This window comes from Enterobacter sp. 3U4 (assembly GCF_057224565.1).
Map to the genome: position 1 here is coordinate 4,516,789 of NZ_CP136665.1, position 21,469 is coordinate 4,538,257.

A 21,469-nucleotide genomic window follows, 5' to 3' on the forward strand; every position below is an offset into this window, starting at 1 on the left:
CGCTAACGCTTACCCGGCCTACGGGATCGTGTAGGTCGGGTAAAGCGGAGCCGCCACCCGATAAAAAAACGCTCTACGCCAACAAAAAAACCGGGACATCCCGGTTTTTTTACGCCTGTAAAACGCTTACTGCTGTGCCGCCGGGCCGCAACCACCGATGATCTTCGAAATGGAGATCGCCGGGTGTAGCAGGTAATCGTAGCTGCAATTATTTTTGGTGTTCTGTACGTGACCGGTGCAGGCCGTCAGAGTCGATAACAGGCCAACCAGAACGGCGGCCTTTGCCAGTTTGAACATACGCATTCCTTGTCTTTAAAACGAAAATTGGATGTAACTCAAGGGAATAAAGGGAAAAGTTCCACTTCGGGGCGGTATGTTATCGGTAGCCGTAAGAGGGGAGTAGTCCGCTTAAGGACTACTCCAGGAAGGGAGAATATGCGTTAGTGGCTGGAGAACCAGTTCAGTTTGTCGCGTAGTTCAACCACGCGGCCCACCACGATCAGCGCCGGGCTTTCGACCTGCTGCGCCAGCTCGCCTAACTGTGTCAGCACGCCATCCACCACGCGCTGCGTAATGGCGGTGCCATTTTCGACCAACGCGACGGGCATATCCGCATTCATACCGTGCTCCAGCAGCTTCGTCTGGATCGTGGCGGCCTGATTGAGCCCCATGTAGAACACCAGCGTCTGCTTTTCGGCGGCCAGGTTATGCCAGTCCAGCTCGCTGCCGGTCTTCAGGTGGCCCGTCACCAGACGCACGCTCTGAGCATAGTCGCGATGGGTCAGCGGAATGCCAGAGTACGCTGAGCAGCCGGAGGCCGCCGTAATGCCGGGCACGACAGAGAACGGAATGCCCGCGTCACACAGGGTTTCCAGCTCTTCGCCGCCGCGACCGAAGATAAACGGATCGCCACCCTTAAGGCGCACCACGCGCTTACCTTTCTGCGCCTCGCGCAGCAGGATCTGATTAATCTCCTCCTGCGGCACGCAGTGGTAGCCCGCCCGTTTGCCCACGAAGACGCGGTCGGCGTCGCGACGGACCAGATTCATGATGTCATCGGACACCAGACGGTCATACACCACGATATCCGCCTGCTGGATTTGCTGTAGCCCTTTCAGCGTCAGCAAGCCCGCATCGCCGGGACCTGCGCCCACCAGCACCACTTCGCCGCGATGGTCCAGCGGTTCGCTTAGCAGCTGGTCGGTCGTATCTTCAACGGCTTTGGTGTCTTGATTCGCCAGCGACTGCGCCAGCCTGTCGTTCACAAAGAATTTTTCCCAGAAGCGACGGCGCTCGCCCACGGTCGCGAAGGTTTGCTTCACGCGTGAACGCAGCTGCCCGGCATAATGCGCAATTTGACCAAGATGCTGGGGCAACAGGGCTTCCAGCTTTTCCCGCAGCAGGCGCGCGAGAACCGGCGAACGTCCCCCGGACGACACCGCAATCATCAGCGGCGAGCGGTCGATAATCGACGGCATGATAAAGCTGGCCTCTTTCGGCGCATCGACCACGTTGCAGAAGATACGGCGCGCTTCGCAGGCATCGCTCACGCGCTGGTTCACTTCATCGTCATCCGTCGCGGCAATGGTCAGCCAGCAGGTATCCAGCAGAGATTCATTAAACGCGCCCTGTTCCAGCGTGAGCATCCCTTCCTGGGCCCAAACCTCAAACTGGGGGGCGAAGGAAAGGGCATTAACGGTCAGGCGGGCGCCAGCCTCTAACAGCAGGCGCGCTTTGCGCTCGGCCACGTCGCCGCCGCCCACAAGCAGGCAGTCGCGGTTGCGTAATTGACAAAAAATCGGCAGGTGATCCACGACGTTACCTCGCAGCATGCATGGAGGGGGTAAGAATTGACGTCAGGATAACAGCAGGTATCGTACGGAACATACGATTTTCCTGCTGCTATCCCTAAAGGGGCAGAGGTTAGCCTTTCAGCTGCACCTTGCCGTCCTTCACGCGAACGTCATAGTGCTTCACAGAGCGGCTCTCATCTTCCATGCAATACCCGTCGCTTAAGCGGAAACGCTGCTTTTTCAACGGACTGGCAACCCACAGTTCCCCCTGATGTTCGGCAATCAGTCCACGGGAGAGCACGCTGGCCTCGAAGAACGGGTCGATATTGCTGATGGCAAAAACCTGTTCATCGTGGCGAGGGCGGAAAATCGCAACCTGCTCGCTGCCCAGCAGCGCGCACACGCCGGTGGCGGGGATAATGTCGTTAATATCGCAAATGTTTATCCACTGGCTCATGCGTTTTCCTCCACCAGCGTGACCGGAATACGTTCATACGGCGTCGCCGGACGATGCTGTTCACGCTCCGGCACAACCTGTACGTTCGGGTCGCGCTGGGTGCTGTTGATAAAGTGTTTGAAGCGCGTCTGCGCCGCCGGGGTGTTGACGGTTTCCGTCCACTCGCAAATCACCGCCTCGCGAAGGCGCGCCATCTCAGCTTCCAGATGTTCGTTCAGGCCCAGCTTGTCGTCGATGATGACCGATTTCAGGTAGTCGATGCCGCCTTCCAGATTGTCGAGCCAGGAGGCGGTACGGGTCAGCTTATCGGCGGTACGGATGTAGAACATCATGAAGCGGTCGAGATACTGAATCAGCGTGTCGCGATCGAGATCCGCCGCCAGCAGGTCCGCATGGCGCGGTTTCATCCCGCCGTTGCCGCAGACGTACAGGTTCCAGCCTTTCTCGGTGGCGATGATCCCCACGTCTTTACCCTGCGCTTCCGCACATTCGCGGGTGCAGCCGGAGACGCCAAACTTCATTTTGTGCGGGGTGCGGATGCCTTTGTAACGGTTTTCCAGCTCCACGCCGAAGCCCACGCTATCGCCCACGCCGTAGCGGCACCAGGTGCTGCCCACGCAGGTTTTTGCCATGCGCAGCGCTTTGGCGTACGCGTGGCCTGTTTCGAAGCCCGCTTCAATCAGCTGACGCCAGATTTCCGGCAGGTCGTCTTTCTGCGCGCCGAACAGACCGATACGCTGGGAGCCGGTAATTTTGGTGTAAAGGTTAAATTCACGGGCGATACGGCCCACGGCCACCAGCCCTTCCGGCGTGATTTCGCCGCCGGCGGAACGTGGAATCACGGAGTAGGTGCCGTCTTTCTGGATGTTCGCCAGGAAGTTGTCGTTGGTGTCCTGCAGCGGCGTATGCTCGGGCTTGAGTACGTACTCGTTCCAGCAGGAGGCCAGCAGGGAGCCGACGGTCGGTTTACATACTTCACAGCCGTAGCCCTGGCCGTGCTTCGCCAGCAGTTCGTCGAAGGATTTGATGCCTTCCACGCGGATCAGGTGGTACAACTCCTGGCGAGAATACGCGAAGTGCTCGCACAGGTTGTTGTTCACTTCGATGCCCTGTTTCGCCAGTTCGGCGTTCAGCACCTGCGTCACCAGCGGAATACAGCCGCCGCAGCCGGTACCGGCTTTGGTTTCCGCTTTCAGCGCCGCCACGGTGTGGCAGCCTTTGTTGATGGCGGAGATCAGCATACCCTTGGTGACGTCGAAGCAGGAACAAATCTGCGCGCTGTCAGGCAGTTTATCTACGCCGATAGACGGCTTGCCGCTGGCGGCGTGCGCCGGGAGGATCAGCGCGTCCGGGTTCTCCGGCAGCTCGATGGCGTTCAGCACCAGCTGGAGCAGGTTGCCGAAGTCGCTGGTGTCCCCCACCAGTACCGCACCGAGCAGGGTTTTGTTGTCCTGGCTGACGATGAGTCGTTTGTAGACTTCTTTGCTTTCGTCGAGATAGACATAGCTGCGGGAGTTCGGGGTGCGGCCATGCGCATCGCCAATACCGCCCACGTCCACGCCCAGCAGCTTCAGCTTGGCGCTCATGTCTGCACCGGTGAAGGCGTTTTCGCTGCCGAGGATATGATCTACGGCGACCTGCGCCATTTTGTAGCCCGGCGCCACCAGACCGTACACGCGGTTGTTCCAGCTGGCGCACTCGCCGATAGCGTAGATATCCGGATCGGAGGTCTGGCAGGTGTCGTTAATCATGATCCCGCCGCGCTGCGCCACGGCCAGACCGCACTGCGTCGCCAGCTTGTCGCGCGGACGAATACCGGTGGAGAAGACGATGAAGTCCACCTCCAGCTCGCTGCCGTCGGCAAAACGCATGGTTTTGCGTGCTTCAGTCCCTTCCTGCACGATCTCTTTGGTGTTCTTACTGGTGTGAACCTTCACGCCCATGCTTTCGATTTTACGACGCAGCTGATCGCCGCCCATGTGGTCGAGCTGTTCGGCCATCAGCATCGGGGCAAATTCGATGACGTGGGTTTCAACGCCGAGGTTTTTCAGCGCGCCAGCCGCTTCCAGACCCAGCAGGCCGCCGCCGACCACCGCACCGCGACGGCTTCGGCGTGCGCAGGACTCAATGGCGTTGAGGTCTTCAATGGTACGGTAGACGAAGCAATCCTGCGTTTCCGAGCCTTTAATCGGCGGGATCCACGGATAGGAGCCCGTCGCCATGATCAGCTTGTCGTAAAAAACCGTACGCCCGGCGCTGGAGTGGATCACTTTTTCCTGACGGTTGATGGTGATAGCGCGTTCGCCCACCAGCACTTTTACGCCATGCTTCTCGTAGAAACCTTCGCGCACCAGAGAGAGCTCTTCGGCGGTATGATGGGAGAAGTAGGAAGACAGGTGCACACGGTCGTACGCCTTGCGGGGTTCTTCACAGAACACGGTAATATCGAACTGCTCAGCATCGGCCTTATCGAGAAGATCCTCGATAAAGCGGTGGCCGACCATGCCGTTACCGATGATAGCGAGTCTGACTTTGCTCATTATTGCCTCGATTTCTTTTCTATTATTGCCTACCTTAACGATTCAGCAGGGGCGCTTATTGATGCAAATCAAATACGTCTTCGCCTACTCCTTAGGTGGTATATAACTGATTTGTCAGGATTTTTATAAGTGGCGGAAATCGCAGGCTTTTCGTGTTCGTTGAATTTGTGTACAACTCAGGGGCGGTTTTGCCAAAATCGATACGCCTGAATATCAGCGGCGTTTTTTAGGGGAAGGGTATGTCTACAACACCGTTATGGCTTGTTCAGAATGTTCGTTTACCGGGTCGGGAAGGGCTGTGGCAGCTCGCCATTGAGAACGGGCGATTTGGTGACATCACCCCGATGGACGACACCCACGCCGAAAGTTATGAAGTATTGAACGCGCGCGGCGGGCTGGCTATTCCCCCGTTCATCGAGCCGCATATTCACCTCGATACCACCCAGACGGCGGGTGAGCCAAACTGGAATCAGTCCGGCACGCTGTTCGAGGGCATCGAGCGCTGGGCGGAGCGCAAGGCATTGCTCAGCCATGAGGATGTCAAAGCGCGCGCCTGGAAAACGCTGAAGTGGCAAATTGCCAACGGCATCCAGTTTGTTCGCACCCATGTGGATGTCTCCGACCCGACGCTTACCGCCCTGAAGGCGATGCTGGAGGTGAAGCAGGAGGTTGCTCCGTGGGTAACGCTGCAAATCGTCGCGTTTCCGCAGGAAGGTATTCTCTCTTACCCGAACGGTGCGGCGCTGCTGGAAGAGGCGTTAAAGCTGGGGGCCGACGTGGTGGGGGCGATCCCGCACTTCGAATTCACCCGCGAGTATGGCGTGCAGTCGCTGCATATCGCTTTCGAGCTGGCGAAGAAGTATGACCGTCCGCTGGATATCCACTGCGACGAAATCGACGACGAACAGTCGCGGTTTGTCGAGACGGTGGCCACGCTGGCGTATGAGGCCGGTATTGGGCCGCGCGTGACGGCCAGCCACACCACCGCCATGCACTCCTACAACGGCGCTTACACCTCGCGGCTTTTCCGTCTGCTGAAAATGTCGGGAATTAACTTCGTCGCTAACCCGCTGGTCAATATCCACCTGCAGGGGCGCTTTGATGACTATCCGAAGCGTCGCGGCATCACCCGCGTGAAAGAGCTGCAGGAAGCGGGTATTAACGTCTGCTTTGGTCACGATGACGTCTTCGACCCGTGGTACCCGCTCGGCACCGGCAATATGCTGCAGGTGCTGCATATGGGGCTGCACGTCTGTCAGATGATGGGCTATCCGCAAATCGACAGCGGCCTGAACCTGATTACCCACAACAGCGCCCGTACCTTCGGCCTGAGCGATTACGGTATTGCAACGGGAAACCCGGCGAACCTGATTATTCTGCCTGCGGAGAGCGGGTTTGAAGCGGTGCGCTGCCAGGTGCCGGTGCGCTGGTCGATTCGTCAGGGGCGGATTATCGCCACCACGCAGCTGGCGCAGACCTGGATCCAGACGGATGTCGGAGGAGAAGAGGTGAGTTTTGCCAGAAACAGCCCCTCTGCGTAATGCAAAGGGGCGCAGGGTTTAGTGAGACGCTGCCGCCACGTTGTGCTGGCGGTGGCGGGTCACGAAGCCCAGAACGAAGCACATGATGAACACCACGGCGTACAGACCGTTCGCGGTGTGCAGCGCGGCCAGCGGGCCGCTGTGGGCCACAATCGGGCCAGTGACCACGAAGGTCAGCATGGTGCCGATGGTGCCGCAGGTCAGAACGAAGTTAACCAGCTTCGGCGAGGCCACTTTGGTCTGCAGGGAGCCCAGGGTGATGATCGAGGTATAAATGGCGCTGGAGAAGAAGCCCAGGGTCAGAATGAACCACGGCATATGTTCCGGGGAGCCGTTGATGAACAGATACATCAGCACGGTCGCCAGGCCCGCCAGCACGGTCAGAATGCGCTGCAGGTCAAAGAAGCGCAGGATGAAGCTAAACGCCCACATGCCGAACATGTAAGACATCCAGAAATCGCTCACCAGTTTGCCTGCGTCGTTCAGGCTCATGCCCAGACCTTTGGCGTATTCCGGTACCCAGGAGATAAAGCCCAGCTGGCCCAGGATGTAGCACAGGGCGGCGATGGAGAGGAACAGCACGCCGATACCCCATTTCTCTTTCGCGACGGGTTCTGCGGTAGTTTGCGCTTTCTTGCCCAGCACCGGGAACTCGCAGCCGAAGGTCAGAATAAAGATCGCCACGTAGACCAGCCCAATGCAGGCATAGACCCAGTACCACTCAATGCTGCGCGCCAGCAGAACGGCCGCGACCATCGGGAAGATCATTCCGGCCATGCTGAAGAAGGAGTCGGTAAACAGCAGGCGCGCGCCGCGCTGGCGGCCTTCATACATATGGGTAATCAGGAACGTACCGATCGACATAGTGATCCCGCTCACCAGGCCGAGCACGAACATGGCGGCAGAGAACAGGGCGATGCTGTGGCTCAGCATCAGACCCGCTACGGCGGCGACCATCAGCACAAAGCCAAAACGCAGCTGGGTTTTCAGCGGCACGATTTCCATCAGCCAGGCATTCAGGAAGATAGAGATCAGGATCCCCGCGTTGAGGAAGGTAAAGGTGTTACTCATGCTGGAAACGGGCAGGTGGAAGTAGTCTGCGATATTCCCCATCACCATCCCGGTGACGATCACCAACGCGCCGGTCAGGGCGTAGGAGAAGAAGCTGATCCATGTGAGCTTGATGCGATTGCTGTTAGTCATGTCTGGCCTGTTCAGAAAAAGAAAGGCGCCCAGAGGGCGCTGAGAGCGGGCAGATTTTAGACATTAAAGTGATCTATTCATATCTTTTAAGAGAAATTAGAAGTTCATTGCAGGTTTTTATGTGATCTTGATCACACAAAAAGGCGCTAAAGCCAACCGTTTGCGCGGTTACAACTGTTTCAATTTCGTAAAATTAGGTAAAAGGCTGGTCTCCGTTCATACTGCTCTTTAGAATCAAGCCATTCGCTTTTTATACTGCGCTTTGTTAAGGAATTCTCATGCTCAAATCAACACTGGCGGCTGTCGCAGCTGTGTTTGCTCTTTCTGCCGTTTCCCCTGCTGCGCTGGCAGCCAAAGGGGACCCTCACGTTCTGCTGACCACCTCCGCCGGGAACATTGAGCTGGAACTGAATAGCCAGAAAGCCCCGGTTTCTGTGAAAAACTTCCTCGACTACGTGAACAGTGGTTTCTATAACAACACCACCTTCCACCGCGTGATCCCGGGCTTCATGATTCAGGGCGGCGGCTTCAACGAGCAGATGCAGCAGAAACAGCCAAACCCGCCTATTAAAAACGAAGCGGACAACGGCCTGCTGAACAAGCGCGGCACGATCTCAATGGCGCGTACCGCAGACAAAGACAGCGCGACCAGCCAGTTCTTCCTCAACGTGGCGGATAACGCCTTCCTCGACCACGGCCAGCGTGACTTCGGCTATGCGGTGTTTGGTAAAATCGTGAAAGGGATGGACGTGGCCGACAAGATTTCTCAGGTGCCTACTCACGACGTCGGTCCGTATCAGAATGTGCCGTCAAAACCTGTCGTGATCCTCTCCGCAAAAGTTCTGCCGTAATCCTTCTGAACGCGGGCTCTCCTGCCCGCGTTATGTCGCCCTCCCTGCGAAAGCGCGTTTTGCTGCTTATACTTGTGGCAAACGGACTATTCAGGGAGGCGTTAAGTGAAAAAACTCACCGACAAGCAAAAATCCCGTCTCTGGGAGCAGCAGCGTAGCGTCAACTTTCAGGCCAGTTGTCTCCTTGAGAAAGGTAATGGTCCATCGGATCCCGACATTGAGACCCTGGAGCTTGGGCCTTCCGCGCCCGGGTTACCCCATCTGTGCCTTATTCACCGCCATCTCTACCGCAGAGAGATGAAGCGGGCAGGCGAGTTCCGTACCGACGATATTTTCAAGGGTGATATTCCCTTCTGCCATTTCGAATACATCGAAAAAATGGGTAATGAGCTGATGGCGGCGCTGGAAAGCGAAAAGTATCTCGTGGGTCTTGAGAAAGCGGCGTTTGTTGACCGGGTTAGCCACTATTACTGCGAAATCAACATGCTGCACCCTTTTATGCGCGGCAACGGTATTGCCCAGCGCGTGTTTTTCGAGCAGCTGGCGCTCCACGCGGGCTACGCGCTGGACTGGCGCGATATGGATCCCGAACAGTGGGTGGCGGCTAACCGCAGCGGCGCAACGGGTGATTTAACCGCGCTAAACGCTATCTTTGCCAAAGTAGTGAGCGAAGCGCGGGAATCTGAGTAGAATAGGGCGGCATTTTTTTCGGGAGCCGCCATGATTCTGCTAATTGATAACTACGATTCCTTCACCTGGAACCTTTACCAGTATTTTTGTGAACTGGGTGCAGTGGTGGTTGTTCGTCGCAACGACGAAATCGATCTCGCCGATATCGAGACGCTGGCTCCTCAGAAAATCGTGATTTCACCGGGGCCCTGCACCCCGTCGGAGTCGGGTATTTCGCTGGAGGTTATCCAGCACTATGCCGGCAAATTGCCGATCCTGGGCGTCTGTCTGGGCCATCAGGCGATTGCCCAGGCGTTTGGTGCCACCATCGTGCGCGCCGCCAAAGTGATGCACGGTAAAACCTCGCCGGTCACGCACGCGGGTACGGGGGTGTTCAAGGGGCTCAATAATCCGTTAACCGTGACGCGCTACCACTCGCTGGTGATTGACCCGCCGACGCTGCCCGACTGCTTTGAGGTGACCGCCTGGAGCGATACGCAGGAGATCATGGGGATTCGCCACCGCGAATGGGATCTCGAAGGCGTGCAGTTCCATCCGGAAAGCATCCTCAGTGAACAAGGGCACGCGCTGCTGGCAAATTTCCTCCATCGCTGAATAACTGTTGCCTTGTTGTGATTTTTTATGCATATTTTGTGATTATATTTTCACAATCACTGTGACATAAAATGGATGGTCATGACATGGCAACTGAACAACCAGCAATTACCCGCGCGACATTCGATGAAGTGATCCTGCCGATTTATGCACCGGCTGAGTTTATCCCGGTGAAGGGGAAAGGCAGCCGCGTCTGGGATCAGCAGGGTAAAGAGTATGTGGATTTCGCGGGCGGTATTGCTGTCACGGCGCTGGGTCATTGCCATCCCGCGCTGGTGGAGGCGCTGAAAACCCAGGGGGAAACCCTGTGGCACACCAGCAACGTGTTCACCAACGAACCGGCGCTGCGCCTGGGCCGCAAGATCATTGATGCGACCTTTGCCGAGCGCGTGCTGTTTATGAACTCCGGCACCGAAGCCAACGAAACCGCTTTTAAGCTGGCGCGCTACTACGCGACAACGCGCCACAGCCCGTACAAAACCAAAATCATCGCCTTCCACAACGCCTTCCACGGACGCTCCTTCTTTACCGTTTCCGTTGGCGGACAGCCAAAGTATTCCGACGGGTTTGGCCCGAAACCGGCCGACATCGTTCACGTGCCGTTTAACGATCTGCACGCGGTGAAAGCGGTGATGGACGACCACACCTGCGCGGTGGTGGTCGAGCCGATTCAGGGTGAAGGCGGCGTGACCGCGGCAACCCCGGAATTCCTGAAAGGGCTGCGCGCGCTGTGCGACGAGCATCAGGCGCTTCTGGTCTTTGATGAAGTACAGTGCGGAATGGGGCGTACCGGGGACCTGTTTGCCTATATGCACTACGGCGTGACGCCGGATATTCTGACCAGCGCGAAAGCGCTCGGCGGCGGTTTCCCGGTGAGTGCGGTCCTGACGACGCAGGAGATCGCCTCCGCGTTCCACGTCGGTTCTCACGGCTCAACCTACGGCGGTAACCCGCTGGCGAGCGCCGTGGCGGGTGCCGCGTTCGACATCATCAACACGCCAGAGGTGTTGAACGGCGTTAGCGCGAAGCGCGAGCTGTTTGTGAAACACCTGAAAAAGATTGACGAGCAGTACGACGTGTTCAGCGAGATCCGCGGGATGGGACTGCTGATTGGCGCCGAGCTGAAGCCGCAGTACAAGGGACGCGCGCGTGATTTCCTGCATGCCGCCGCTCGCGAAGGGGTGATGGTGCTGAACGCCGGGCCGGACGTAATGCGTTTCGCACCGTCGCTGGTGGTGGAAGACAAAGACATTGAAGACGGGTTAACCCGCTTTGCCGCCGCGGTCGCGAAGATCGTAAAAGGTTAATACGCCGTTCGCTTCAACCTGCGGGTTAGCCAAATCCCGTGATGCGGACGCTGACGCCATGCCACCGACGAAATGGTGTGCATGGTGTTCAGATGTCCCAGAACGCGCTGCAAATGCTGCTCCAGGGTGCTCATTGGCCCGTGGGTTAACGTTTCCGGCGCTTCCAGAATGTTCGAATCTCCCGACTCACCCGGCGAGTCATATTCCAGACGCTGCTGACACCGCTGCAACGCAATTTCACACGACTGCAAATATCGCTGCGCCAGATCCGACGTCAGCATCGTGTGCTCGCGCGCCAGCGTGGTCATGGCGTTAATATGCTCGACGATAAACTGGCTGTGCGTCACCCACAGCTTCATGTCTGCCAGATAGTGCGAGTTAAAGCCCGGCTCCTGCATCGCCTGGTTGAGCGAGTTAAACAGGGCGTTGTGCGCCTGGTTGACCTTCATGCGCTGATAAGCCAGCGGGGAAGGCTGCGGGTCATCGCTCAGGATCAGGCGAATAGCCTGCTGGTCGGCTTCCAGCGCGTCGTGGGCGTTCTGCCTCAGCAGCCCGCTCTGCCACTGCGGCCACAGCCAGACCATGCCGCCAAAGGCAATCAGGCAGCCGATCAGGGTATCAATCAGCCTGGCGATAATAAACTGTTCGCCATTGAGCGTGAGCAGCTGCAGGGTATATACCGCCGTCACCGTAAAGCCCACCATCGCCCAGCCGTAGTTTTTGCGGATAATCAGGTAGCTCACCAGCGTAATCGCCAGCATGCCAGCCAGGGTATAGCCTTCCGGCACGTGGAAGTGCAGCGTCACGCCCGCGATGATCAGCCCGGCCATCGTTCCTCCCGCCCGGTGCAGAATACGCACCCGCGTGGCGCCGTAGCCGTTCTGGGTGACAAACAGCACGGTCATTAAGATCCAGTACGGTTTCGGCAGATGCAGCGCCATGCCCATCAGGCTGGCGGTACTGAGCATCACGCTAATCCTTGCTGCGTTGCGCAGGGCGGACGATTTAAGAGAAAGATAGCTTTTGAGCGCGGGCAATAACGGCAGCCGTTTTTGCTTATCCGCCATCAGGTCGCGCGGATAAAGCGGACGCTGGGTGCGCAGCACGCGGGCGATGCGGCTGAAGTGCCAGGCGGCAAACTGCCCGACCGGGTTATCCGGGTGCTGACGAGCGATTTTCTCCAGCGCGCCGAGCTGTTTGTCCATGTTAAAGCGCGTGGGGTAGCGGTGATAGAGAATATCATCGGCCAGCACCCGCAGGCGTGCGGAGACGGTCTGCGCGTTCCAGCGGATCACCGCTTCGGCGTGGCTGCGCTCGACCAGCTTTTGCACCTCCTGCGGGTGGTGCAGGCTCACGGAGATATGCTCCTGCAGATCCAGCCCGACCTGAAAGGTGCGCAGCAGCCGCTTGTACTCGTGGTTCTTGTTGGCGGCGAGCATATGCAGCTGCTGATAGCACTGGCTTATCAGATCCACCACCTTCTGCTGGCGCGTCAGCAGGGGCGGTAAGGATTTTTCCGGATCGGTATGCTGGGTCAGCAGGGTGTATTTGGCTTCGCAGTACTCCGCTAGCTGCACATAGAGCAGGCTCAGGGATTCGCGCAGCGGCTGTTCCCGCCACAGCCAGAACCAGAACCAGTTAAACAGCCCGTACCATAATGTCCCCAGGGCGTAGATCAGCAGCGGCTCCCACACCGGCATATTCCCGGCGAGGCTTAGCGTGAAGATGGCCGCAATCAGCGACGCGGGAAGCAGGCGAGCGTGCAGCGAACTTATTTCCGCCGTGACGCCGAGCGTCATTGCCAGCACGGTCAGAATCAGCGGCAGCGGGATATCACGAGCCAGTAAAAGCTGTACGGCGAGGCTACAGCCCGCAAACAGGCAGCCACCGATAATCAGGCGTTTGAAAAAGCGCTTATGCGGCGTGTCCAGACCGGCAATGTTGCAGCAGGCGGGTACGAGGGAAAACAGCAGGCCTTGCTGAAGATGCCCGAGGATCAGGCCTATGGCCACAGGAAGACACAACACCAGCGTTTGTCGCAGTGCGTAGTTAACTTCCGGGTGATAGATCAGCCTGCGCCACATGGGGAATAGAGACAAAAACGGCGTGACACCTTGCGATGGCACGCCGTTTAAGCGGAATTAACGCGTTCCGTAGACCACGATGGTTTTACCGTGGGCGGAGATCAGGTTTTGATCTTCCAGCATTTTCAGGATACGGCCCACAGTCTCACGGGAGCAACCGACGATCTGACCAATTTCCTGACGGGTAATTTTAATTTGCATGCCGTCCGGGTGGGTCATGGCGTCTGGCTGTTTCGCGAGGTTCAGCAGGGTCTGTGCGATACGGCCGGTAACGTCCAGGAAGGCGAGGTTGCCCACTTTCTCTGAGGTGACCTGCAGACGGCGCGCCATCTGGGAAGAAAGACGCATCAGGATGTCAGGGTTAACCTGAATCAGCTGACGGAACTTCTTGTAAGAAATTTCAGCCACTTCACATGCTGTCTTTGCACGAACCCAGGCGCTACGTTCCTGGCCCTCTTCAAACAGGCCCAGTTCACCGATGAAATCGCCCTGGTTCAGATAAGAAAGGATCATCTCTTTCCCTTCTTCATCTTTGATCAGCACTGCCACCGAGCCTTTAACGATGTAATACAACGTTTCCGCTTTTTCACCCTGGTGAATCAGCGTGCTCTTTGATGGGTACTTATGAATGTGGCAATGAGACAAGAACCATTCGAGAGTCGGGTCTGTTTGCGGTTTGCCAAGCACCATGCGCTGTTATCCTCTGTTATAAGCTGTCACCAGAGTCATCAGATGCATCCGGACTCTGGGGTTGCAATCGAATTCTTACCCATACCTGGGAAGTCGGCTACCGTAACGTTTCGCAGCCAGTAAAGTTTGATGTCCTCTGCATACATGTGTAACGTCAATGTATTACTGTAGCATCCAGAGTGTTTTAGCATAGCTTTCGCCGCGTGTCTCCTGGTGTCTCGCTTCAGCATGATGCAGGTCGCCTTCCATTGCGAGAAATGTAACGCACGCGTAATCTGTCACCAAAAATGCAACGTTGGAGTTTAAGAATATGCAAGCGCGCGTGAAATGGGTTGAAGGTTTAACGTTCCTGGGCGAGTCCGCATCCGGACACCAGATTTTGATGGATGGTAACTCCGGCGATAAAGCGCCAAGCCCAATGGAAATGGTGCTGATGGCGGCAGGTGGATGCAGCGCCATTGACGTGGTGTCTATTCTACAAAAAGGGCGTCATGACGTGACGGATTGTGAGGTTAAACTCACTTCAGAACGTCGCGAAGAGGCGCCACGCCTGTTTACCCATATTAACCTGCACTTTGTGGTCACCGGTAAAGAACTGAAAGACGCGGCGGTCTCGCGCGCGGTGGACCTGTCTGCGGAGAAGTACTGCTCTGTGGCGTTAATGCTGGAGAAAGCGGTAAAAATCACGCATTCGTATGAAGTGATCGAGGCTTAAAACAAAGCCCGGTGGCGCTGCGCTTACCGGGCCTACAAAAGCTACAACTGCACGAACGTAGGCCGGATAAGCGAAGCGCCATCCGGCAACAAACGTCACGCAATCTGCTTCCCTTCCATCAGTCGCTCCACCAGCGGCGTCATGATGAGCTCCATCGCCAGCCCCATTTTTCCGCCCGGCACGACTAACGTATTCATGTGCGAAATAAACGAGCCCTGCAGCATCGCCAGTAGCCAGGGGTAATCAATGCCTTCAAGATTGCGGAAATGGATCACCACAAAGCTCTCATCCAGCGACGGGATGCTTTTAGCGGCAAACGGATTTGAGGTGTCCACCGTCGGCACGCGCTGGAAGTTGATATGGGTGCGGGAGAACTGCGGCGTCAGGAAGTTGATGTAATCCTCCATGGAGCGCACCACGGAGTCCATCACCGCCTCTCGCGAATGGCCGCGCTCGCTCATGTCACGCGTCAGCTTCTGGATCCACTCCAGGTTAACGATAGGGACCACGCCGACCAGCAGATCCACGTGGCGCGCCACGTCGTGTTGCGGCGTGACCACGCCACCGTGCAATCCTTCGTAAAACAGGACGTCGGTGGGTTCCGGCAGCGGTTGCCACGGCGTAAAGGTTCCCGGCACCTGATTCCAGGGAACGGCTTCATCATAGGTATGCAGATACTTGCGGGACTGCCCTTTGCCGCTCTGACCGTACTCGATAAAGGTTTGTTCCAGCAGGCCGAAGTCATTGGCCTCCGGGCCGAAGTAGCTGATGTGTTTACCCGAATCGCGCGCCTTACGGATGGCCATGTCCATCTCCGGACGCGTGTAGCGGTGAAAGCTGTCGCCTTCGACCTCCGCCGCTCGAAGGTTCAGCTGGGCGAAAATCTTGCGAAATGCGAGGCTGGTGGTGGTGGTTCCCGCACCACTCGACCCCGTAACGGCAATAACCGGATGTCTGGCAGACATAGCAACTCCCTGACTGAAAAGGGTGGAAGATCAGCCGTGAAACGCGTTGCGGGGCATGATATTGACCGTCTCATGCAGTTCTGACCACACCAGCAGCACGTCGCCGCTTTTCAGCTGGCGCTTAACATCGTTGACCTTTTGCTCAAGCGAGCGTTCCTGTTCACCATAATCGGTGCCTTCGCGTAATACAAAGCTTTCAATCAGATTATCGAGCGTTTCGGGAGCCAGATCCTGCCAGGGAATAATCATTTTGCACCGTCCAGATAAGGGGTTAGCCAGTCAGGAATACGCGCCTCAAGCCACATTTTCGGGCGGCGCAGCGTGCCGCCGATAAACCCGACGTGGCCGCCGTGCTCGGTCAACTGATAGTGAACGTTGTCGGGCAGGAATTCCTGAGCGGGGATCGAGTGATGATCCATAAACGGGTCATCTTTGGCATGAATAATCAGCGTTGGCTGCGTGATCTTGCTGAGCAGCGGCATGGCGCTGCACTGACGATAATAGTCAATCGCATCGGCGAAGCCGTGAATTTTCGCGGTGATCAGATCGTCGAATTCGCGGATGCGGCGCACTTTTTTCAGCTGGCGCAGGCTGACCGGTAGGGTGTCCGGGTAGGCCTTCAGCTTACGCGCCGCGTTGGCCTTCAGCAGGTTGAGCAGGTAGCGCTGATAGACGCGGGAAAAACCTTTATCCATGTGGTAGCTGCACTGCTCCAGCATAAACGGCGCGGAGACAATGACGGCGGCATCCAGCGGGACTCTTTCACCCTCTTTAGCCAGCAGACAGGCCAGCATATTTCCGCCCAGCGAGTAGCCTACGGCCGCGGTGGGCACGGTGCCGAAGTTGTCCCGCAGCCAGTGTAAAAACCACGTGCCGTCTTCGGTTTCACCCGAGTGATAGATGCGTTTCTGACGATTCGGTTCGCCGCTGCAGCCGCGAAAATGCATCACCACGCCGAGCCAGCCGCGCGCTTTGGCTGCCTCAATTAACCCGTGCGCATACGGGCTGTGCAGGCTGCCTTCCAGACCGTGAAAAACCACCAGCCGCGGCTTATGGCGAGCCTGTTCAGGCGCTTCGCTCCAGGCGAGATCCAGAAAATCACCGTCTGGCAGGTCAAGCCGCTGCCAGTGCGGGGTGAACTGAACCTTGCGGCGGATCAGTCGCGGCAGCATGGTCTGCAAATGGCGATTGGCGACGCCGCGCATGGGCACGAACTCAGTGCTGTCTTCGGCTGCAATCTCGAAGCCTGATGGAATGATTTGGGTCATAAGCGCGATGCTGATTCTTGTCGGAAATTAACGATACTTTCCGAATTGTACCCCGTTTAGCCTGGTTTTCCGAAACATGAACTGATCCCGATCACAAATATTTACCTTGATTATTACTCTCAGGCTAATGATTCCGCTCTACGCTTAATTGATGCCTTTCTCACCAGAGCGCACACTTTACTCAACGTTAAGCAAATCAAAATGATTAGCTGAATCAGGAGGTTAATAATGTTATCTGGGCAAACACCCACCCGGCAATGGAACACGCGACGCAGCGAAAAAGCGCGTCGTCTGGCGTCCGTACCGGTGCAGGGCAAGGTACTGCCAACCGGCGATCTTGTCGCCATGCTGGAAAAACTGATCGCGCCAGGCGACAAGGTCGTGCTGGAAGGTAACAACCAGAAGCAGGCCGATTTCCTTTCCCGCTCGCTGGCCGAAGTGAACCCGCAGATCGTCCACGACCTGCATATGATCATGCCGAGCGTGGGCCGCAGCGAACATCTGGATATCTTTGAGAAAGGCATCGCCCGCAAGCTGGACTTCTCCTTCTCCGGGACGCAGAGCCTGCGAATCTCCCAGCTGCTGGAAGATGGTCAGCTCGAAATCGGCGCGATTCACACCTACATCGAGCTTTACTCACGCCTCTACGTCGACCTGTCGCCCAACGTGGCGCTGATTGCCGGCTTTAAAGCCGACCGCAAAGGTAACCTTTACACTGGGGCGAGCACCGAAGATACCCCGGCGCTGGTGGAAGCCGCCGCGTTCCACGACGGCATCGTCATCGCGCAGGTGAACGAGCTGGTTGACGACGAGTGTGACCTGCCGCGCGTGGATATTCCGGGCTCGTGGATTGACTTCGTGGTGGTTGCCGATAAGCCGTTCTTTATCGAACCGCTGTTTACCCGCGACCCGCGCCTGATTAAACAGGAACACATCCTGATGGCGATGATGGCCATCAAAGGCATCTACGCGGAACACCAGGTGCAGTCCCTGAACCACGGGATCGGCTTTAACACCGCGGCGATTGAGCTGCTGCTGCCCACCTACGGTGAACAGCTCGGCCTGAAGGGCAAAATCTGTAAACACTGGACGCTGAACCCGCATCCGACGCTGATCCCCGCCATTGAAAGCGGCTGGGTGGAGAGCGTGCACTGCTTCGGCGGCGAGCTGGGGATGGAGGAGTACATCCGCGCCCGTCCGGACGTGTTCTTTACCGGTGCCGACGGCTCTATGCGCTCCAACCGCGCCTTCTGCCAGCTGGCAGGTCAGTACGCGGTGGATATGTTTATCGGCTCTACGCTGCAGGTAGACGGTTACGCCAACTCCTCAACCGTAACCCGCGGCCGTCTGTCCGGCTTCGGCGGTGCGCCAAACATGGGGCACGACCCGCACGGTCGTCGTCATGCGACCCCAGCCTGGCTGAACATGATCACCGAGCCGGACCCAATGCAGCGCGGTAAAAAACTCGTCGTGCAGATGGTGGAAACCTTCCAGGCGGGCGTGAAGCCGACCTTCGTGGAAAAACTCGATGCCGTTGACGTGGCGAAAGCCTCCGGCATGCCGCTGGCGCCGGTCATGATCTACGGCGATGACGTCACCCACGTGCTGACGGAGGAGGGGATTGCCTACCTCTATCGGGCGAAAGATCTGGAAGAGCGTCGCGCCATGGTCGCCGCCGTCGCGGGGATCACCGACATCGGACTGGGCGTGGATGCCAAACGCGTGGCGGAACTGCGCCAGAGCGGCAAGGTTGTGTATCCGGAAGATATGGGGATTCGCCGCACTGACGCCACCCGCTCTCTGCTGGCCGCAGGCAGCGTGTCGGACCTGGTGGAATGGTCCGGCGGTCTCTATAACCCACCTGCGAAATTCCGGAGCTGGTAATGAAACTTCTTCCCCGGATTCAGGTTGAAGGCGGTGCCGAATGGCTGGCGCGAACCGCCACGCAGTGTCTGATTGACGAAGCACGTTTAAGCCCAAAACCCGGTCTGGTGGACAGTCGGGGGAACGGCGCGCACCACGATTTATCCCTTGCGCTGATGGAGCGCTCCGCGCACAGCCTGACCTCCACGTTTCAGGCGCTGGCGCTGCAAAGCTGGCAGCGCCCGGCAGATATCGCACTTCGGCAAACCGTCGGGCGACTCGGTCGCGAAGGCGAGCAGCAGATGATGGCCGCAACCGGGGGCGTAAACACCCATCGCGGCGCGATTTGGGCTCTGGGGCTGCTGGTCAGCGCGGTAGCGATGCTGGGCGGTGATGCCAGGGCGCAAGACGTCGCCCGCACCGCCGCGCAGCTGGCGAGACTGCCGGACGAGGCGGCGCCGAAGGTGTTCAGCAAAGGCCTGCGCGCCACGCACCGTTACTGCGTGCCGGGCGCGCGTGAAGAAGCGCAGCAGGCGTTTCCGCACGTTATGCAGCGCGCGCTGCCGCAGCTTCGTCTGAGCCGCCTCAACGGCAGCAGCGAAACGCACGCCAGGCTCGACGCGCTGATGGCCATCATGACCTCACTCACCGACACCTGCGTGCTGTCACGTGCCGGAATGGAAGGGCTTGACGCCATGCAGGACGGCGCCCGTGCGGTGCTCAATGCTGGCGGCAGCGCAACGCCTGCGGGCCAGCAGGCGCTGGCCAGGTTAGATCGTCAGATGCTGGCGCTCAACGCCTCACCGGGCGGCGCTGCCGACCTGCTTGCCGCCACGCTGTTTCTCGACCGCGTCGAAACGCCAAATTCAAAGCATTAAGAGGATGTTATGGAAAAAATCACATTGACCGTGCCAGCCAGCCGCGCGTTAAGCGGCAGGGCGCTGGCAGGGGTAGTCGGCTCCGGGGATATGGAGGTGCTCTTCACCGCCGAACCGGGCCAGACGTTAACCATTGATATCACCACCTCCGTGGACAATAGCCGGGGGCGCTGGGAGGCGCTGTTCAACCGTCTGCAAACCGTCAGCAGCCTGCCCGCAGGGAAGCTGACCATCCACGACTTCGGCGCGACGCCTGGCGTGGCGCGCATTCGTATCGAACAGGTTTTTGAGGGGGTGAGCCATGCGTGATGACAGCAGCTTTATCGAACTGAAAGCGCGCCAGCGCGCGCAGGCCCTGCTCGACGAGGGCAGCTACCGCGAACTGCTGGATCCGTTTGAAGGCATTATCTCTCCGTGGCTTGGGCCACAGGGCATTGTGCCGCAGGCGGACGACGGCATGGTGGTGGCGAAAGGTACGATTAACGGTCAGCCAGCCGTTGTCGTGGCGATTGAAGGCGCATTCCAGGGGGGCAGCATGGGCGAAGTGTCCGGCGCCAAAATGGCGGCGGCGCTGGAGCTGGCGGCGGAAGATAACCGCAACGGCATTCCGACTCAGGCGGTGCTGTGCCTCGAAACCGGCGGCGTGCGCCTGCAGGAGGCGAACCTCGGCCTGGCGGCGATTGCCGATATCCACGCGGCGATTGTGGACCTGCGTCGCTACACGCCGGTTATCGGGATTGTGGCCGGAACCGTGGGCTGCTTCGGCGGGATGTCCATCGCGGCGGCGCTGTGCAGCTACCTGATTGTGACCCGCGAAGCGCGTCTGGGCCTCAACGGTCCGCAGGTTATCGAACAGGAGGCGGGCATTGAGGAGTACGACTCCCGCGATCGTCCGTTTATCTGGAGCATGACCGGCGGCGAAGTGCGCTATCAAAGCGGGCTGGTGGATGCCCTCGTCGGCGACGGTATCAACGCGGTGAAACAGGCGATGAACGACGCGATTGCTAAAGGCGTTCCCGCGAAACATCGCACCGATAACTACGATGATTACCTGACCCGTCTGACCAATTTCGACACCCGCAAACAGGCTGATGCCGAACAAATTAACGCGCTTTTTGCCCGGGAGGTGAAATGATGAGTAACGCAATGAGCCGTGGCGAACGCTGGCTGGAAATCCTCGCCCCGAACGCCAAACGTATCGAGGGGCTATGCCCGTCCGTGCAGGCGGCAGACGGTGAACTGAACGGCGAAGCGGTACGTTTTGTTGCCGTTGTCCCGGATGCCAACAACCACTTCCCGCGCGCGGCGAAAGGGGAAGTCGGTCTGCTGGAGGGCTGGACCCTGGCGAAAGTGATCAGCGAAACCGTCGCAGCGGATGCCGATAAGGCCCTGAAGCGCCCGATTGTGGCAGTGATCGACGTTCCAAGCCAGGCCTATGGCCGACGCGAAGAGGCGTTTGGGATTCACCAGGCGCTGGCCGGTGCGGCAGCAGCCTATGCGAATGCGCGCCTGGCCGGTCACCCGGTGATTGGGCTTATCGTCGGCAAGGCGATGTCCGGCGCGTTCCTGGCGCACGGCTATCAGGCCAACCGTCTGATAGCCTTCAACGACAAAGGCGTGCTGATCCACGCGATGGGCAAAGAGTCTGCGGCGCGCATCACGCTGCGTACCGTCGAGGCGCTGGAAAAACTGGCGGCGACCATTCCGCCTATGGCCTACGACATCAGCAACTACGCCACGCTGGGGCTGCTCTCTAACCTGCTGGATATCAGCAACCCGGATGCCCCGTCCGATAACGATCTGGAGCAGGTGAAAACCACCCTGCAACAGGCCATCAGTGACGCTCGTCAGGACGCGACGCTTAAAAATCGTCTGGGTGCTGACAACCGCCGCAGCTCGGCGCTCGTACGTGAACGTATGCGAGCCAGCTGGTAAGTAAAAAAAAGACCTGCCAGAGATGCAAACCCCGTGGGCGCGCCCGCTGCGCCCGCGTGGGAGCCTGCATCCTGAAAAATAATAAACATCGCACC

Annotated in this window: 21 protein-coding genes; 11 read left to right on the forward strand and 10 right to left on the reverse strand. The window is 58.2% G+C overall.

What is annotated here, in order from left to right:
* Positions 1-126 precede the first annotated feature (126 nt).
* From RVY89_RS21415 to nirB, 4 genes are all read right to left on the reverse strand, one after another.
* A complete protein-coding gene (locus RVY89_RS21415; protein WP_008503029.1) occupies positions 127-297 on the reverse strand; it encodes a YhfL family protein in 171 nt (56 codons plus the stop codon).
* A gap of 143 nt (positions 298-440) precedes the next feature.
* Positions 441-1,814, reverse strand: coding sequence for a siroheme synthase CysG (gene cysG, locus RVY89_RS21420; protein ID WP_484826408.1), 1,374 nt, complete (start codon positions 1,812-1,814; stop codon positions 441-443).
* 109 nt (positions 1,815-1,923) lie between these two features.
* Positions 1,924-2,250 carry a nitrite reductase small subunit NirD gene (gene nirD, locus RVY89_RS21425; protein ID WP_202772468.1) on the reverse strand — a complete coding sequence of 109 codons (327 nt, stop codon included), beginning with the start codon at positions 2,248-2,250 and terminating at the stop codon, positions 1,924-1,926.
* Positions 2,247-4,790: a nitrite reductase large subunit NirB gene (nirB, locus tag RVY89_RS21430; protein ID WP_484826409.1), complete on the reverse strand. Its 2,544-nt coding sequence runs from the start codon at positions 4,788-4,790 to the stop codon at positions 2,247-2,249. Before nirB ends, nirD begins: the two co-directional genes overlap by 4 nt.
* Positions 4,791-5,029: 239 nt before the next feature.
* On the opposite strand from nirB, the gene RVY89_RS21435 reads away from it, so the two are divergent.
* Entirely contained in the window at positions 5,030-6,331 is a 1,302-nt protein-coding gene (locus tag RVY89_RS21435) for a cytosine deaminase (protein ID WP_484826410.1), read from the forward strand.
* 18 nt (positions 6,332-6,349) lie between these two features.
* Here RVY89_RS21435 and tsgA read toward each other — a convergent pair whose 3' ends face one another.
* A complete protein-coding gene (gene tsgA / locus RVY89_RS21440) occupies positions 6,350-7,534 on the reverse strand; it encodes an MFS transporter TsgA (protein ID WP_484826411.1) in 1,185 nt (394 codons plus the stop codon).
* Positions 7,535-7,812: 278 nt separating this feature from the next.
* Here tsgA and ppiA point away from each other — a divergent pair, with 278 nt between their 5' ends.
* The 4 genes from ppiA (at position 7,813) to argD (ending at position 10,976) form a co-directional block, all read left to right on the forward strand.
* Positions 7,813-8,385 carry a peptidylprolyl isomerase A gene (gene ppiA, locus RVY89_RS21445; protein WP_014885514.1) on the forward strand — a complete coding sequence of 191 codons (573 nt, stop codon included), beginning with the start codon at positions 7,813-7,815 and terminating at the stop codon, positions 8,383-8,385.
* Positions 8,386-8,490: 105 nt separating this feature from the next.
* Positions 8,491-9,075, forward strand: a complete 585-nt coding sequence (locus tag RVY89_RS21450) for a putative adenosine monophosphate-protein transferase Fic (RefSeq protein WP_484826412.1) — start codon at positions 8,491-8,493, stop codon at positions 9,073-9,075.
* Positions 9,076-9,105: 30 nt separating this feature from the next.
* Entirely contained in the window at positions 9,106-9,669 is a 564-nt protein-coding gene (pabA, locus tag RVY89_RS21455) for an aminodeoxychorismate synthase component 2 (RefSeq protein ID WP_484826413.1), read from the forward strand.
* An 86-nt stretch (positions 9,670-9,755) separates the two neighbouring features.
* Positions 9,756-10,976: a bifunctional acetylornithine/succinyldiaminopimelate transaminase gene (argD, locus tag RVY89_RS21460; protein ID WP_181574017.1), complete on the forward strand. Its 1,221-nt coding sequence runs from the start codon at positions 9,756-9,758 to the stop codon at positions 10,974-10,976.
* On the opposite strand, the gene RVY89_RS21465 is transcribed toward argD, so the two are convergent.
* Both RVY89_RS21465 and crp read right to left on the reverse strand, forming a co-directional pair.
* Positions 10,973-13,060 carry a YccS/YhfK family putative transporter gene (locus RVY89_RS21465; RefSeq protein WP_484827977.1) on the reverse strand — a complete coding sequence of 696 codons (2,088 nt, stop codon included), beginning with the start codon at positions 13,058-13,060 and terminating at the stop codon, positions 10,973-10,975. The two genes, argD and RVY89_RS21465, sit on opposite strands and share 4 nt — an antisense overlap.
* 57 nt (positions 13,061-13,117) lie before the next feature.
* A complete protein-coding gene (gene crp, locus RVY89_RS21470; RefSeq protein WP_000242758.1) occupies positions 13,118-13,750 on the reverse strand; it encodes a cAMP-activated global transcriptional regulator CRP in 633 nt (210 codons plus the stop codon).
* Positions 13,751-14,060: 310 nt separating this feature from the next.
* Between crp and RVY89_RS21475 the strand changes: the two genes are divergently transcribed.
* The gene (locus tag RVY89_RS21475) at positions 14,061-14,465 is read left to right on the forward strand and encodes an OsmC family protein (protein ID WP_008503018.1); all 405 of its coding nucleotides are present in this window, start codon (positions 14,061-14,063) and stop codon (positions 14,463-14,465) included.
* A 95-nt stretch (positions 14,466-14,560) separates the two neighbouring features.
* Here RVY89_RS21475 and RVY89_RS21480 read toward each other — a convergent pair whose 3' ends face one another.
* The 3 genes from RVY89_RS21480 to RVY89_RS21490 are packed head-to-tail and all read right to left on the reverse strand — an operon-like array spanning position 14,561 to position 16,698.
* Complete coding sequence (locus RVY89_RS21480; RefSeq protein WP_063441821.1) at positions 14,561-15,430, reverse strand: phosphoribulokinase; 870 nt, start codon at positions 15,428-15,430, stop codon at positions 14,561-14,563.
* A gap of 30 nt (positions 15,431-15,460) precedes the next feature.
* Positions 15,461-15,679, reverse strand: coding sequence for a YheU family protein (locus RVY89_RS21485; protein WP_063144226.1), 219 nt, complete (start codon positions 15,677-15,679; stop codon positions 15,461-15,463).
* Positions 15,676-16,698: a hydrolase gene (locus tag RVY89_RS21490; protein WP_484826414.1), complete on the reverse strand. Its 1,023-nt coding sequence runs from the start codon at positions 16,696-16,698 to the stop codon at positions 15,676-15,678. Before RVY89_RS21490 ends, RVY89_RS21485 begins: the two co-directional genes overlap by 4 nt.
* A 228-nt stretch (positions 16,699-16,926) precedes the next feature.
* Here RVY89_RS21490 and mdcA point away from each other — a divergent pair, with 228 nt between their 5' ends.
* Genes mdcA through mdcE form a run of 5 tightly spaced genes read left to right on the forward strand, consistent with a single transcriptional unit; the run spans position 16,927 to position 21,374 of the window.
* Positions 16,927-18,582: a malonate decarboxylase subunit alpha gene (gene mdcA, locus RVY89_RS21495; protein ID WP_039024078.1), complete on the forward strand. Its 1,656-nt coding sequence runs from the start codon at positions 16,927-16,929 to the stop codon at positions 18,580-18,582.
* The gene (locus RVY89_RS21500) at positions 18,582-19,439 is read left to right on the forward strand and encodes a triphosphoribosyl-dephospho-CoA synthase (protein ID WP_484826415.1); all 858 of its coding nucleotides are present in this window, start codon (positions 18,582-18,584) and stop codon (positions 19,437-19,439) included. The genes mdcA and RVY89_RS21500 overlap by 1 nt, the downstream gene beginning before the upstream one ends.
* 9 nt (positions 19,440-19,448) lie before the next feature.
* Entirely contained in the window at positions 19,449-19,748 is a 300-nt protein-coding gene (mdcC, locus tag RVY89_RS21505; protein WP_014885504.1) for a malonate decarboxylase acyl carrier protein, read from the forward strand.
* Positions 19,741-20,574, forward strand: a complete 834-nt coding sequence (locus tag RVY89_RS21510; protein ID WP_484826416.1) for a biotin-independent malonate decarboxylase subunit beta — start codon at positions 19,741-19,743, stop codon at positions 20,572-20,574. Before mdcC ends, RVY89_RS21510 begins: the two co-directional genes overlap by 8 nt.
* Positions 20,574-21,374 carry a biotin-independent malonate decarboxylase subunit gamma gene (gene mdcE / locus RVY89_RS21515; RefSeq protein ID WP_484827978.1) on the forward strand — a complete coding sequence of 267 codons (801 nt, stop codon included), beginning with the start codon at positions 20,574-20,576 and terminating at the stop codon, positions 21,372-21,374. Before RVY89_RS21510 ends, mdcE begins: the two co-directional genes overlap by 1 nt.
* Positions 21,375-21,469 lie beyond the last annotated feature (95 nt).